The 14,231-nt window shown below is 59.0% G+C and carries 15 protein-coding genes; 7 read left to right on the top strand and 8 right to left on the bottom strand.

Features of this window, described 5'->3' with window-relative positions; translation table 11 throughout:
• Nucleotide 1: 1 nt before the first annotated feature.
• The 4 genes from ACR3ES_RS09975 to ACR3ES_RS09960 form a co-directional block, all read right to left on the bottom strand.
• Nucleotides 2–916: a HoxN/HupN/NixA family nickel/cobalt transporter gene (locus ACR3ES_RS09975; protein ID WP_170431917.1), complete on the bottom strand. Its 915-nt coding sequence runs from the start codon at nucleotides 914–916 to the stop codon at nucleotides 2–4.
• Nucleotides 901–1,527 carry a DUF1007 family protein gene (locus ACR3ES_RS09970; protein ID WP_480425283.1) on the bottom strand — a complete coding sequence of 209 codons (627 nt, stop codon included), beginning with the start codon at nucleotides 1,525–1,527 and terminating at the stop codon, nucleotides 901–903. The genes ACR3ES_RS09975 and ACR3ES_RS09970 overlap by 16 nt, the downstream gene beginning before the upstream one ends.
• Before the next feature lie 94 nt (nucleotides 1,528–1,621).
• On the bottom strand, nucleotides 1,622–2,431 hold the full coding sequence (locus tag ACR3ES_RS09965) for a thioesterase family protein (protein ID WP_170431903.1): 810 nt from the start codon (nucleotides 2,429–2,431) through the stop codon (nucleotides 1,622–1,624).
• Nucleotides 2,432–2,437: 6 nt separating this feature from the next.
• Nucleotides 2,438–3,673 carry an acyl-CoA dehydrogenase family protein gene (locus ACR3ES_RS09960; protein WP_170431901.1) on the bottom strand — a complete coding sequence of 412 codons (1,236 nt, stop codon included), beginning with the start codon at nucleotides 3,671–3,673 and terminating at the stop codon, nucleotides 2,438–2,440.
• Between the two features lie 126 nt (nucleotides 3,674–3,799).
• Between ACR3ES_RS09960 and ACR3ES_RS09955 the strand changes: the two genes are divergently transcribed.
• Nucleotides 3,800–4,735, top strand: coding sequence for a 2-hydroxyacid dehydrogenase (locus ACR3ES_RS09955; protein WP_170431899.1), 936 nt, complete (start codon nucleotides 3,800–3,802; stop codon nucleotides 4,733–4,735).
• An 18-nt stretch (nucleotides 4,736–4,753) separates the two neighbouring features.
• Here the strand turns inward: ACR3ES_RS09955 and ACR3ES_RS09950 are convergent, their stop codons facing one another.
• The gene (locus ACR3ES_RS09950) at nucleotides 4,754–5,110 is read right to left on the bottom strand and encodes a hypothetical protein (RefSeq protein WP_170431897.1); all 357 of its coding nucleotides are present in this window, start codon (nucleotides 5,108–5,110) and stop codon (nucleotides 4,754–4,756) included.
• A gap of 175 nt (nucleotides 5,111–5,285) precedes the next feature.
• Between ACR3ES_RS09950 and ACR3ES_RS09945 the strand changes: the two genes are divergently transcribed.
• The 3 genes from ACR3ES_RS09945 to ACR3ES_RS09935 all read left to right on the top strand — a co-directional run bounded on the left by ACR3ES_RS09945 (nucleotide 5,286) and on the right by ACR3ES_RS09935 (nucleotide 7,584).
• Nucleotides 5,286–6,119: a bifunctional allantoicase/(S)-ureidoglycine aminohydrolase gene (locus tag ACR3ES_RS09945; RefSeq protein ID WP_170431895.1), complete on the top strand. Its 834-nt coding sequence runs from the start codon at nucleotides 5,286–5,288 to the stop codon at nucleotides 6,117–6,119.
• Between the two features lie 100 nt (nucleotides 6,120–6,219).
• Entirely contained in the window at nucleotides 6,220–6,543 is a 324-nt protein-coding gene (locus ACR3ES_RS09940; RefSeq protein WP_170431893.1) for a hypothetical protein, read from the top strand.
• Nucleotides 6,544–6,597: 54 nt separating this feature from the next.
• Nucleotides 6,598–7,584 carry a glyceraldehyde 3-phosphate dehydrogenase NAD-binding domain-containing protein gene (locus ACR3ES_RS09935; protein ID WP_170431891.1) on the top strand — a complete coding sequence of 329 codons (987 nt, stop codon included), beginning with the start codon at nucleotides 6,598–6,600 and terminating at the stop codon, nucleotides 7,582–7,584.
• Nucleotides 7,585–7,602: 18 nt separating this feature from the next.
• Here the strand turns inward: ACR3ES_RS09935 and ACR3ES_RS09930 are convergent, their stop codons facing one another.
• Together ACR3ES_RS09930 and puuE are read right to left on the bottom strand one after the other, a co-directional pair.
• Nucleotides 7,603–8,091 (bottom strand): ureidoglycolate lyase, encoded by a 489-nt coding sequence (locus tag ACR3ES_RS09930; RefSeq protein ID WP_170431889.1) that lies wholly within the window; start codon nucleotides 8,089–8,091, stop codon nucleotides 7,603–7,605.
• A complete protein-coding gene (gene puuE, locus ACR3ES_RS09925; RefSeq protein WP_170431887.1) occupies nucleotides 8,088–9,506 on the bottom strand; it encodes an allantoinase PuuE in 1,419 nt (472 codons plus the stop codon). The genes ACR3ES_RS09930 and puuE overlap by 4 nt, the downstream gene beginning before the upstream one ends.
• A gap of 161 nt (nucleotides 9,507–9,667) precedes the next feature.
• Between puuE and uraH the strand changes: the two genes are divergently transcribed.
• Nucleotides 9,668–10,024 (top strand): hydroxyisourate hydrolase, encoded by a 357-nt coding sequence (gene uraH, locus ACR3ES_RS09920; RefSeq protein ID WP_170431885.1) that lies wholly within the window; start codon nucleotides 9,668–9,670, stop codon nucleotides 10,022–10,024.
• Nucleotides 10,025–10,027: 3 nt separating this feature from the next.
• On the opposite strand, the gene ACR3ES_RS09915 is transcribed toward uraH, so the two are convergent.
• Nucleotides 10,028–10,942: a LysR family transcriptional regulator gene (locus ACR3ES_RS09915; RefSeq protein WP_170431883.1), complete on the bottom strand. Its 915-nt coding sequence runs from the start codon at nucleotides 10,940–10,942 to the stop codon at nucleotides 10,028–10,030.
• Between the two features lie 95 nt (nucleotides 10,943–11,037).
• Here ACR3ES_RS09915 and ACR3ES_RS09910 point away from each other — a divergent pair, with 95 nt between their 5' ends.
• Both ACR3ES_RS09910 and ACR3ES_RS09905 read left to right on the top strand, forming a co-directional pair.
• Nucleotides 11,038–12,261, top strand: coding sequence for a urate hydroxylase PuuD (locus ACR3ES_RS09910; protein WP_170431881.1), 1,224 nt, complete (start codon nucleotides 11,038–11,040; stop codon nucleotides 12,259–12,261).
• Between the two features lie 149 nt (nucleotides 12,262–12,410).
• Nucleotides 12,411–14,216, top strand: coding sequence for an autotransporter assembly complex protein TamA (locus tag ACR3ES_RS09905; RefSeq protein ID WP_480425280.1), 1,806 nt, complete (start codon nucleotides 12,411–12,413; stop codon nucleotides 14,214–14,216).
• Nucleotides 14,217–14,231: the final 15 nt, after the last annotated feature.

Genomic DNA, 14,231 nt, shown 5'->3' with positions numbered 1-14,231 from the left:
CCTAGATTGCGCGCAGCAACAGACCGCCCGCAACCACGACAATCATTAGTCCGGCTACCAACTCGATGGTCGGGGCCAGAACCGTTGCAAAACGCGTGGCGGATGCCGAGGCCAGCAGCCCTCCACGCAACCCAAAGGATGTCCAGCCCACCAGAGTCGTGATGGTAGCAGTCCCCAATGCCATCGCAAAAGCGCCCGCAATTCCAACCGGCGCTATGCCCATCTGCCACGTCAGGATCAGAACAAACAGGGCACCGGTACAGGGTCGTGCGGCGATCCCCCCAATCAGAACCAGTGCCTCGCGCAGACTTCCCACCTGCGCCGCTTCCTCGGCGCTGGGTCCATGGCGATGCCCGCAATCCGAACATGCCCCATGATCGTGCTGGTGATCGCCGTGATGCGTAGGTTGAGCCTCCTTGCGTTTTCGCCTCGCGAAACTGCGCATGGCCCGGAACACCAGCCACAGGCCGATCACCGCAATTGCACCATAGCTGATAGGGGCCATGACCTGCTCGGTCGTTCCCACAAGGCTTTCCCGGGACATTTGAAACAGGAAAACCCCTGCATAAACGAGGACGATCGCGGTCACCGCCTGACCAAGACTGGACAGCACGCTGATGGCTGACAAACGCAGAAAGGCAACCCGGCGTCCCAGGCCATAGCCCCCGATCAAAACTTTGCCATGACCCGGGCCGATGGCGTGGAAGAACCCATAGGCGAAACAGACGGTCAACAGGGTCGCAACGGCCTCAGGCTGTTGCGCATGCGTCGCGCGCAGCGCGCGGGCGATCTGATTCTGAAATTCTCTTTGCTCACCGGCAGCCCAGGCCGCCAGATGGTCGAACCCGCCGCTGCCCCAAAACCAGATCAGCAGACCGCCCGCGACGGCGACCGGAACAATCAGGTACTTGGGCATGAAAGCAGAATCTCGGTCGCGAAACTCTCCCCAACTAGGGGAATATCATTCTCTTCAAGGTCATAGTTTGCGTCCAAAGTCAGCAAAAAGGCCTGCATCTGTGCAAGCTGCCCGTCGATATCCGGGTCGATACGATCGATCCGGCACGAATCCGGCCCGGCCACTGTGACCGGCAGGTTGACGTCATGCGCCTTGTAATAGGTTTCGTCGAACGCCATGGCGGACAGTCCACTGGCCGCAATGCCGCCGCCTTGAACGGCGCGAAGGTGGGACGTGACGATGCGCCCGTCCTGGGTGCTCGCCCGCGCATCTATCGGCCCGGATAACGGCACCCCCGCCCCATACTTCCGCACCACAAGATCGCCACTATATCCGTCCATCCATTGCGTATCGAACCCGGCCAGTTGCGCCTGCTCACTTTCGGTCAGAACGCCGTCAAAGTCCTGATCCAGCTGCATATCTTCAAGCAATAGCAGAGAGTACAACTCATCATAGGCCCACGTCACGCGCACATGGGTCAACTGCCCGGCCTCGTCCACAATGAACTCTAACCCTGTATCGATGAACACATGCGGGTGGGCCGCTGCGGGGAGCGGTAAACAGCAGGTCATGAGAGTGGCTAGCCAGCGCATGCGTTCAAGATAGGTGTTGGGGCATTCGGCAGCAACGCGTTTTACGGGCGCGTGCCGAAATCAGCCTGCGGTGTCACTTTGGCGGGAACAAAACCAGCGTCTGTAGGGCGGTACCGACTGGCCCTTGGGTGTCGTACAGAACGGATTGGGACATCCCGATACCCGTCGGCTGCCAGTGCGAAATCGAGTCCGATGCAAGCCAGTCCGATACCGGCTCCCGATGGATATGTACTGTCAGGTCCGTATTCATGAACCCCATTTCGGTCGGCGGCACGTTCCACGAAATGCCGTTTCCGCAATCCGCCAACGGGCACAGTGATTGGACGGGCGAAGCGGTCTCACCTTCCAGCAACTGTGGTGTCCGCATCCAAATGGTCTTGGGGCCAGGGCCTTGATTGCCGTGTTTCGGATAGACCACGTCCGCAAAATGCGTGAACCCCGGAAGGTCGTGCCGCATTTGACGGATCGGGAATGGTCCAGCAACGGTGTCGTCAAAGCTGATGGGGTCGGTTTTGGCATTGGGAACGTGGCCCAAATCCTTGCGCACCAGATGCATGGTTGTTGCCGTTGCGCAAAGAGTGTCTTCGAGATCATGTACGGTGACCCGTGTCGTCGCCAGGGTTCTGGTGTGGCGCGTCGTCTCGGCGGCAACCCGAAGACCCGCCAAAGGCAGCGGGCGCAACAGGTCGACCGTCAGCCGCGTCAGCATCTTGTCCTGGCCCACCTCTGTCTCGGCGGCACGCGCGATCAGGCCGGTTACAGGTCCAGCATGACAGTGGTCGGCAGACCAAGGCCCACGCACTGGGTCATTGCCGACAAACGCGCCGTCGGGGTCTAAGTGAAAATAGGCCTGAGCCTCCTGTTCCGCTTGCCTGCCACTCACCTCGCTTCAGACCTTTTCCTGCGTGTGCTTCTTCAACTCGGCGCGCGCGACCTGCCTGCGATGCACCGCGTCCGGCCCGTCTGCCAATCGCAGCGTGCGCACATGCGTCCAGGCTGCCGCCAGTGATGTATCCTGACTGACGCCCTGCCCGCCAAACATCTGAACGGCTTCGTCGATGACCTTGAGCGCGACGCGCGGGGCCACCACCTTGATCTGGCTGATCCAGGGCGCGGCGGCCCTTGCATCGCCCTGGTCCATGTACCATGCCGCCTTGAGGCACAACAGGCGGGCCATTTCGATCTCCATCCGGCATTCCGCGATAATGTCGAAATTGGCCCCTAGCTGCGCCAGTTTCTTGCCAAAGGCCTCACGCTGCAGGGATCGCTTGCACATTTGGTCCAATGCCGTTTCGGCCTGCCCGATTGCACGCATGCAGTGGTGAATTCGACCCGGCCCCAGACGTCCTTGCGCAATCTCAAATCCGCGTCCCTCACCCAGCAAGATGTTCTCGGCCGGGACCCGGACATCCGTGAACCGGATATGCATATGGCCGTGCGGTGCATCGTCATGGCCGTAGACCTCCATCGGCCGCAAAACTTCGATACCCGGCGTGTCAGCAGGCACCACGATCATCGACTGACGTTTGTGAACCGGTTGCGCGTCACCTCCGGTTCTGACCATAACGATATAGACCTTGCAGCGCGGATCACCCGCGCCCGAGGACCACCACTTTTCCCCGTTCAAGACATAGCTGTCCCCGTCCCGCACACAGGACATCGAAATATTGGTCGCATCAGACGACGCAACATCCGGCTCGGTCATCAGGTAGGCCGAGCGGATTTGACCATCTAGCAGAGGCCGCAGCCAGTGTTCCTTCATCTTGTCGGTTCCGTACCGCTCGAACACCTCCATATTGCCGGTGTCGGGGGCCGAACAATTGAACACCTCGGCACCCAGTGGAGTTTTGCCCATCTCCTCGGCAAAATACGCGTATTCGACAGTCGTCAGGCCAAAACCCTTCTTGCTGTCGGTCAACCAAAAGTTCCACAGGCCGGCGGCTTTTGCCTTGGCTTTCAAGCCTTCCAGAATCTCGGCCTGACGTTCGGTATACTGCCAGCGGTCGCCTTTGTTGATTTCCGTCTGATATTCCTCTTCAAGCGGCATGATCTCGTCCCGGACCATATCTTTTACGCGCTGAAGCAGGGCGCGATTTTCCTCGCGCAAGCTGAATGACATATTCATGAGACTTCCTCCTCCGGCGCCTGAACCGGGCTGTACCTTTCCCCCGAGGATGGCTTAAGTGCCGCAACCCTGTCCAGTTGAGTGACGGGACGTCACGCCAAACAAATGAGTTCAGGAGCGGTGCAAATGGCATTGTTGATCGATACCGGAATGAGCGATTGGATCAGCGACACCAAAATCGCTGAGGATATCCTTCGCCACATTCCCAAAGCGGACGTCCGCACCCCGGAATCCATCGGGGACCCTGCCGAGATTACGATGGTTGCGTTGGTGAGTTTGCAGGGCGAACATCTGCGTCGCTTGCCCAATCTTCAGCTGGTTCAGAAACTTGGCGCAGGGGTGGAAACGATACTTGGCAATCCTGATCTGCCCGATCACATGCGGGTTACGCGCCTCAAACCTGATGCGCCCGCGCAAGGTATCGCAGAGTGGTTTCTGGCCTATATTCTGCGGGCCCAAAGGCACGTGACCTTTTATTCCGAAGCGCAGAACAGGACCGAGTGGGCACCCAAAGCGCCGATCTTTACACCTGACACCGTGGTCGGCGTTCTGGGGCTGGGCCATATCGGCGCTCGGACGGCCAGAATGATGCATGCGGTCGGATTTCAAGTCATGGGATGGAGCCGATCACCAAAGCAGATCGAAGGCGTGGTCTGCCTGCATGGCGAGGAGTTACTTCCGGACATGCTGAGCCAATCCGACTATGTCTGCGCGATTCTACCGTCGACCGCGGGCACAGTCGGGCTGTTTGGCGCTGAGATGCTAACCAGAATGAAACCCGGCAGTCACCTGTTGAATGCCGGTCGCGGCGATTTGATCGACGAAGATGCTCTGATCGCGGCTCTGGACCGCGGCACACCGGGCCACGCGGTGCTGGACGTGACTTGCCAAGAGCCCTTGCCGGAACACAGCCCGCTGTGGCGGCATCCCGGTATCACGATCACCCCGCATGTGTCCGGTTGGCATCTGGGAGACGCCCTGTCCGATGTGGCCGAGAATTTCAGGAGGTTAAGCGCCGGTGAACCGTTGCTGCATGAGGTGGATCGGACCCAGGGCTACTGAGCCCGCAACAGGTTCCGATCAGGGGGTCAGAAGCCAGTTCCCGCTGGCGTCCTTGCACCGGCGGGTTCTGACCTCGCGCGTTTGATCCGATCCTTCTGGCTGGACGAAGTGTTGCAGGTTGACGCAATTGCCCTGTACATCGCGCACCCGGACAATACCCTTGGACCCCGTTTCCTCATTCATCCACGACCGCTCCTGCCCCGCGCTTGGCGTGCCGCTGTTCAGCAACGCATCCGAGGTTTGGGTTACAACTTCGAAATCAGCAGGGGTAAGACCCATCTCGGCAATTATACGGGACAGCGGTTTGGACTGAGCGACCCCTGCAAACCCCACAATGCTCAATGCCACCAATGCTAAAAAAATCCGGGCTTTCATACCTGCCTCGCTGTGCTGAAATCAGTTCTGCCTCAAGATTATACCGCTGTTGGTGTGTGGCCAAGCCCCGTCCCCCCACCTTCAAATTATTCCGAAAAAACCTATCGCATCCACGGACCTAGGAGTGCTGAGGCATTCCCAGCATAGTGCCTGCGAAACGATGCCGAGGCCTAAGATGACACATCCGACCTACTATGCGCCCGTTGGCGGACACCCCGGCCAGGATCAGCTTTTGACGGACCGGGCCATGTTCACCGATGCCTATGCCGTAATTACCAAAGGCACGATGCGCGACATCGTTACCAGCTACCTGCCATTCTGGACCGGCACCCGACTATGGGTTTTGTCCCGTCCGCTCAGCGGGTTTGCCGAGACCTTTTCGCAATACATCATGGAGGTGCAACCGGGGGGTGGCAGCGACCGGCCGGAAGCCGACGCCCGGGCGCAGGCGGTTCTGTTTATTGTCGAGGGCGCCGTTACCGTGACGCTGAATGGTGAGCCTCATTTGCTGGAAACCGGCGGGTACGCGTACATCCCCGCAGGCGCCGAGTGGACCCTGCACAACCGTTCGGACGAGACCGCCCGGTTCCATTGGGTCCGCAAAGCATATGAGGCTGTGCCGGGTTTGCCTGCGCCGGATCCCATCATCACCAACGAGCGCGACGTTGCACCGGTTCCAATGCCGGGCACCGAAGGGCGCTGGGCGACGACACGGTTTGCCGATCCGCAGGATCTGCGCCACGATATGCATGTCAACATCGTGACATTTGAACCCGGCGGTGTGATTCCCTTTGCCGAAACCCATGTGATGGAACACGGGCTTTATGTACTGGAGGGCAAGGCGGTTTACCGGCTCAATCAGGATTGGGTCGAGGTCGAAGCGGGCGATTACATGTGGCTGCGCGCGTTCTGCCCTCAGGCCTGCTATGCTGGCGGCCCAGGGCGCTTTCGCTATCTCCTTTACAAGGATGTGAATCGCCACATGCCCCTGTCATTGCCGCAGCGCTGAACGGGCAAACCAACATTTCCACGTCGTTTCGCCGTCGGGGGTTCACATAAGCCGATGAATCTGGTGAAATAACAGAGTTTTTCAGCCTGGAGACAGTTCGATGGTATTGCGCGGAACGATGGTGGCCCTGGCGGTCCTGATTGGCTTTGCGGCATTTGACGCAACGCCTGTTGTGGCCAAGGAAGAAACCAAATCCGTTTTTGTCATGAGCCGCACCTGGGCTGTGACGCAGGTCTCGGATGCTCCAGTGGTTTATCGGGCCACTCGGGACAACAACAACCTGAATCCGTTTGGTCCGCCGCCACGCTTGAAGACAATTCAGGCGATTGCCGCGATCCAGGCGGCCACCGGGTGCAAGCCGATCGTGCCGAGTATGTATCAAAATATCTCGGGCCAGTTCTTCTCGCAGGTCAGCTGCAACTGAAATTGGTACAATACTTTCGTTGAGGTCGCCTGATCCGCCTGCCATAGCTTGCGCATGAGACTCGCGATCAACGGATTCGGCCGCATTGGCCGCACGATCCTGCGGCAGATTCTTGCGTTGCCAAAGGAGTCGGATGTCGAGTTGGTGTTGATCAACGATATCGCACCACTGGAAACTTGCGCGTATCTGTTCAAATACGACAGCACATTTGGCCCCTATCCGGGCGCAGTATCGGCTGGGGACGCCGCATTGATCGTGGACAGGCGAACCGTTCCGATGACGCAAAGTACCGATCTTGCAAAGGTCGACTTGTCCGGTGTGGACGTCGTGCTGGACTGCACCGGAATTGCCCGCAGTTCGGATGTCGCCCGGCGCGGTCTGACTGCGGGGGCGGGAAAAGTGCTGATCTCTGGCCCTTCGCCTGCGGCGGAGCTGACCGTCGTCCTCGGCGCCAACGAGGATCAGCTGGGCAGTGCCAGGATCGTTTCGAATGCCTCCTGCACTACCAACGGTCTGGCGCCGTTGGTCAAGATTCTGGACGGCATCGGTGGCGTAGCAAGCGGTCATATGACCACGATACATTGCTATACCAACAGCCAGCCGATGGTCGACGCGCCGCGTGGCGACCTTGCCCGGTCGCGTGCCGGTGCGCTTTCGATGGTGCCAACAACCTCGAGCGCGATGCATCTGATCGATGTGGTCCTGCCACATCTGGCCGGTCGCATCTCGGGCGCAGCGGTGCGCGTCCCGACAGCGAGCGTTTCTGCCGTGGACCTCGTGGTTACGCTGGAACACGCGATGGCCGCCGAAACCTTCGAATCCGCTTGGCGGGACGCTGTTGATGTTTGCCCTGTTCTCGGCTGGACAGATGAGCCGTTGGTGTCCTCCGACCTTCGGGCACGCCCCGAGTCGCTGGTTGTTGCCGGCCCAGAAACGCGGATGGTGGGAGAAAACCAGGTCCGGGTTTTTGGATGGTATGACAACGAGTGGGGGTTTTCCGCACGCATGCTGGACGTTGCCCGCCTGATGGCGTCGGACTGACGAGGCGGGATTGTCGCCTCAGGCCGGAACGACCTCGTACGGGGTGTCGAACCAGAACTCTTCGAGATTTGCGCCAGCGCCGATGCGGTCGACCACCGCAAACAGACCCGGCGCATGCAAGGGCGTCAGAACACCGTGCCATGTACCACGATGGTAGTTCACCGCTTGCCCCGGCTCCGTGACAAAGGCGCGGGGGTGACCGGGAACACCACCGTCGTCCGCAGCGACGATGACCAGAAATGCTTGGTGCGCCATGGGAATGAAGGCCTGACTGCCGTCCGGGTGGCGCTCGACCATATCCAGTCGATACGGCAAGGCGCGTGGGTTGGCGTCAAACAGGCTGATACCCGTGCGCCCATCCGAAAAGTCCAGTTGGGCCAGATCGTGAAAACGCCCACATTGACCCTGATTGATGATCTTGTCCGGCGGACCAGATGCGTCCATCAAGTCTCCAAACGGGGCGAACGCGCCCGCCGAAATCGGTTCCACCTGGATTTGTCGGCTCATGATGGCAACATGTCCCGCAGCCGAAATTCGGCAATCCGTTCGACCTGACGACAGGCCTCGGCAAACTCAGCATCGCGGTCCTGCTCAATCCGACGCTGGAAAGCCTGCAGGATCGATGCCTTGTCATGATCCCGAACGGCAATGATAAAGGGAAAGCCAAATTTTTCGGTGTACTGTTGGTTTAGGTCAGTGAACGTCTTGCGCTCCTCATCCGTCAGGGCATCCAGCCCGGCCGAGGCCTGTTCCGAGGTGCTTTCTTTGGTGAGTCGCTTGGCCTGCGCCAGCTTGCCCGCCAGGTCCGGATGTGCGGTCAACACGCCCAGCCGCTTGCCTTCAGAGGCAGATCGAAACATGCGCGCGAGGGCATTGTGCAGCCCGCCCGCCGTGTCATGGGCCGGCCCCAGTTCCAGATCAAAAGCGCGCTCAGCGATCCAGTCAGAATGTTCAAAAACACCCCCAAACGCCGCCACAAAATCCTCCCTTCGCATCTGCGAGGGACGGGGATGCGTCAGGGGCGGGTGGTTCCGCGCCCAATGTTCGGCGATCTGCAGACGAGTCGCGAACCAGACATCCGGAACGCTGCGCACATAGTCCAGAAAGCGTTTCAACGCCATCACCCGACCCGGACGTCCGATCAAACGGCAATGCAATCCAATGGAGAGCATCTTGGGCGCTCCGGCTTCGCCTTCTGCATAGAGCGCATCAAAGCTGTCCTTGAGATAAGAAAAGAACTGATCACCCGCATTGAACCCTTGCGGCGTGGCAAAGCGCATGTCGTTACAATCCAGCGTATAGGGCACAATCAACTGGTTTCTGTCTCCAGCCTGCAGCCAATATGGCAGGTCATCCGCATAGGTGTCAGCGACATAAGCAAAGCCGCCCTCCTCAGCCACCAGACGCACCGTGTTCTCCGAGCAGCGCCCGGTGTACCAGCCCAAGGGGCGCTCTCCGGTGACCTCGGTGTGTAACCGGATCGCTTCGGCGATTTCGGCGCGTTCCTGCGCCTCGTTCATGTCCTTGTGTTCAACCCACTTCAGTCCGTGGCTGGCAATCTCCCACCCCGCATCCTTCATTGCCGCCATCTGATCTGGCGATCGCGCCAGTGCAGTGGCAACACCATAAACCGTGATTGGCAAATCCCGCATCAACCGGTGCAACCGCCAGAACCCGGCTCGTGCGCCGTATTCATAGATCGATTCCATATTCCAGTGGCGCTGCCCGGGCCACGGCGCGGCTCCGACAATTTCAGACAAAAACGCCTCGGATGCGGCATCTCCATGCAAAACGCAGTTCTCGCCCCCCTCTTCGTAGTTCAGCACGATCTGAACCGCGAGTTTCGCACCGCCGGGCCACTGCGCATCCGGCGGGTTGGCTCCATATCCGATCATGTCGCGGGGATAACGAGGGGGCTGCATGGTATCTTCCATTCCGATTTGGTGTTTCCACTGGCTTAGCCTAGAAACTCTTACAGGATTATCAAATCAATCCGAACGCTGTTTCCAGTTCTTTTGGCATTTCCTGAGATTTGGGGTTTGCGTCAAACTGGGGCGAAGATGATGAAACGAAGGAGCACCCCGTGGCTGGCTATCTGACAACCCATGTTCTGGACACCGCGCGCGGCTGTCCCGCCGAAGGAGTGAACATCGCGCTGTACAAACTGTCCGGCAACTCTCATCGCAAACTTCTGGAGATGCAGACCAACTCGGATGGTCGCACCGATAGCCCGATCCTGCCGCAGGCCGACTTTGCGACCGGGATGTACGAATTGGTCTTCTACGCTGGCGACTATCTGCGCGCCGCGGGTCAGGCCGGAGATGATCCGCTGTTTCTGGATCAGATCCCAATTCGGTTCGGCCTGTCAGATGCCGAAGCGCATTATCATGTGCCGCTTTTGTTATCGCCTTACGGATATTCGACCTATCGCGGCAGCTGACAATCAGACCTCTGAGTTTCGCACAACTTTTCCGATCCGCTCGATCATGAAATCCATGAACAGGCGCGCCTTGGGGTCCTGATGGCGGCGATGGGTGTAGAGGCATGCCATCTGTACCGGCACGGGCGGCGTTTCCGGCGCGACCGACACCAAACGGCCGGCTTTCAGGTGCTCTGCCACCTCAAAAACGGGCTTCATCGCAATTCCCTGCCCGGACAAGGCCCAATCGGTCAGCACATCCCCGTCATCACATTCAAACCGCCCCGACACGGCGAACCGTTTCGGACCCTCTGACGTGTCTAGCATCCACTGAAATTCGGTCGCCCCTGGGAATCGCAGGTTCAGGCATTCATGGCGGTCCGAGATCAGTTCAGCCCCGGTTTGGGGCATACCACGCCGTTTCACGTAGTCCGGTGCAGCGCACAGAACGCGCTGACAATCGGCGATCTTTCGAATGCGCAACGTGCTGTCTTCTGGCTGGCCGATAAAAAAGGCCAGATCCAATCCTTCGGTCGTCAGGTCCACCGAGCGGTCGGTTAATCGCAGCCGGATATCAATCTCCGGGTATTCTGAAAGGAAATCAGGCACATGGGGCGCCAACAAACGGCGCCCGACCCCGAGCGGGGCGGCCACAAACAGCGACCCGCGCGGCGCTTCGGTCAGATGTGTGACCTGAGCCTCGGCCTCGTCCACGGCATCCAGAACGGACACCGCACCGGGATAAAACGCGCGGCCCTGTTCGGTTGGTGTCAGGTTCCGGGTCGTGCGCTGAAACAAGCGGACACCCAGATGATCCTCGAGCTGCGAAATCCGCGCCGAGGTTACAGCAGGTGAAATCCGCATGTCCCGACCGGCAGCGGACATGCTGCCAAGATCGTAGACCCGGACAAAGGTGCGGATATTGTCGAGATAGGACATCTTCTCGTTTTTTTTGATACAGTTTGACAATATACGGGAATACCGAAGAAAAGCCCGCTTGCCTAGTGTGGCGGCAAGCAATCGGAGCGCTGTGTATGTACGACTTTGTCGTGTTCTGGGACTGGATCGCCTTTGCCGTGCGCTGGCTGCACGTGATAACCGCCATCGCCTGGATCGGATCGTCTTTTTATTTCATCGCGCTGGATCTGGGTTTGAATCGTGACATCCCAGGTCCTGCAGATGGTGAAGAATGGCAGGTCCACGGCGGCGGGTTTTATCATATCCAGAAATACCTTGTCGCGCCCGAGCGGATGCCGGACCACCTAGTATGGTTCAAATGGGAAAGCTATGCAACCTGGCTCAGCGGTGCGGCGCTGCTGATGGTTGTCTACTGGGTGGGCGGCGAGCTCTATCTGATCGATGCGCAAAAGGCTGATTTGGCGCTGTGGCAAGGCATTCTGATTTCGGCGGCCTCTCTGACGATCGGCTGGCTGGTCTATGACTATCTTTGCAAATCCGGCCTGGGCGAGCGTCCCACATTGCTGATGATCCTACTGTTCGTGCTGCTGGTGGCCATGGGCTGGGGTTACAACCAGATCTTCACAGGGCGCGCCATGATGCTGCATCTGGGGGCGTTCACGGCAACGATCATGACGGCGAACGTGTTTTTCATCATCATGCCGAACCAACGCATTGTGGTCGACGATCTCAAAAACGGGCGGACGCCGGACCCCAAATACGGCAAGATCGCCAAGCTGCGTTCGACACACAACAATTACCTCACGCTGCCCGTTGTGTTCCTGATGCTGTCGAACCACTACCCGCTGGCCTTCGCGACCGAATACAACTGGATCATTGCGGCGCTCGTATTTCTGATGGGCGTCACCATCCGGCACTACTTCAACACACGTCACGCCCGCACCGGTAACCCGACATGGACCTGGCTGGTCACCGCGCTTTTGTTCATTGCCATCATGTGGTTGTCGACTGCACCCATGTACAAACCACTGGAAGAAGCCGAGGCGCAGCCATTGACGCCTTATGAACAGAGGTTCGCTGCGGCTGATGGTTTTGAAGACGCGCATGACATCGTCCTCGGGCGCTGCTCCATGTGTCATGCCCGCGAACCGGTGTGGGACGGTATCCTCTGGGCGCCCAAGGGCGTTCTGCTGGAAACCGAAGCCGACATCGCCCGCAACGCACAACAGATCTATCTGCAGTCAGGCGTGAGCCATGCAATGCCGCCGGCAAACATCACATATATGGAGCCCGAAGACCGCGCTGCCATCATACGGTGGGCCCGAAACGCCGGCCTATAGCGCAACCACAGTCGACGCCTATTTGGTCGGGGAAAACTATAAACCCTTTCCCCGACCGGTTTCAGATGCTCTAACCTAAAGTTAATCAGCCGTGGCAAAACCAAAACGCGGCGAAATTGATTTCGACTAGGGACAGTTGGAGCCATCTGATGAAAGGGAGCAAGCCGCGCGGCAGACTGATATGCCTGCTTGTTGGCCTGATACTGGCTTTGGCTGCGACCACAGTGTCGGCCCTTGAGACAACGCTCAACATCCCCGGCGCTTCGAAAGATCTTGTGCAACGGATCGAAGACACGTCGTCGATCACAACGGCTGACTCCCGAGGCCTGGATACGCCGCTGGAAATCCTGTCTGCCGCCCTGTCCGATTACCGCACAATCATTCAGATACTATATGACGAAGGGTATTTCAGCCCCGTTGTCAGCATCAAGCTGGACGGGCAGGAAGCAGCCGATCTCAGTTCCTTCAGCGTGCCAACCCAGATCAACCGCGCCACGATTGACATTGAAACCGGCCCGACCTTCACCTTTGGAACCGCTGTCGTTCAACCGCTGGCGCCGGAAACCGAACTGCCTCAAGAATTTGCACCGGGTCAGCGCGCGACAACCGGTGCCATTCAACAAGCTGCCTCGGCCGGTGTGCAGGCCTGGCGGGATGCGGGTCATGCCAAGGCCGATGTTGCAGATCAGAAAGTCATTGCGCGTCATGCCCAGGCCCGGCTGGACGCCGAGATCGATCTGAACCCGGGTCGGCGCCTGACTTTTGGCAAGATGTTCATAAAGGGCGACACAGACGTCCGGCACCGCTCGATTGAGAAAATAGCCGGGTTTCCAAGTGGTGAGGTTTATTCGCCTGCAAAAATCCAGAAAGTGGGAACCCGCTTGCGCCGGACAGGAACGTTTAGCACGGTTTCCATTCAGGAAAAGGAGACACCCAACCCGGACGGAACGCTGGACTTCGACGCAACCTTCGAAGACCTGCCCAAACGCCGCCTGACATTCGGCGTCGAACTGGCCTCACGCGATGGCGTGGACGTGACCGCAAGCTGGACGCATCGAAACGTGTTCAGACGCGCAGAGAGACTGCGGTTTGAGGCCGCATTGCGCAACATCGGCGGATCCGAGGACTTGGACGGTCGCATTGGCGTGCGCTTGGATCAGCCGGATCGGCTGGGTCCGGACGACAACACGTTCTGGAGCGCCTTACTGGAACGGCGCAACACCGACAATTACAATGTCACCGTGGCGTCCTTTTCATACGGTGCGCGCCGCACCTTTTCCGACAGGCTGTACGCCGAAGCTTCTGCCGGTTTTCAATGGTCGGACGCAAACGACGCCTATGGCGATGGTCGCAAATTCCGGTATTTCATCCTGCCGTTCCGGTCGGAATGGGACCGGCGCGACAGCAAGGTCAGCGCAACCCGTGGGTTTTATCTGGATTCTCAGGTTATGCCCTTTGTTGGGTTGTCCGGGACGGATACCGGCATTCGGATGTTTTTTGATGGCCGCGCCTATACCAGCCTTGGAACCGGTGGAAACTTGGTGCTGGCAGGACGGGTTCAGTTGGGTTCTGTTATTGGTCCGCCTGCAGACGGTGTGACACCGGACTTCCTGTTCTTCTCCGGTGGTGCTGGCACGGTTCGGGGCCAACCCTTTGAAAGCCTGGGCATCCCGGTCGGAACGGGCATTGCAGGCGGCAGGTCTTTTCTGGGCTTTTCCGGCGAGGTTCGCGGCAAGGTCACCGACGCCCTGTCTCTGGTGGGATTTTACGATTACGGTATCGTGGACACGTCGTCCTTTGTCGGCAGCGGTGCCGAAGACCACGCCGGTGCCGGGATCGGCGTCAGATATGATCTGGGCGGGTTTGGCCCGCTGCGCTTTGACCTCGCCTATCCGGTTCAGGGCGATACCGGCGATGGGTTGCAGTTTTACATCGGGATCGGACAGGCATTTTGAGCTGGCGGTTTCTAT

Source organism: Ruegeria sp. B1 (genome assembly GCF_056535885.1).
This window is presented reverse-complemented; position numbering and strand designations above follow the sequence as displayed.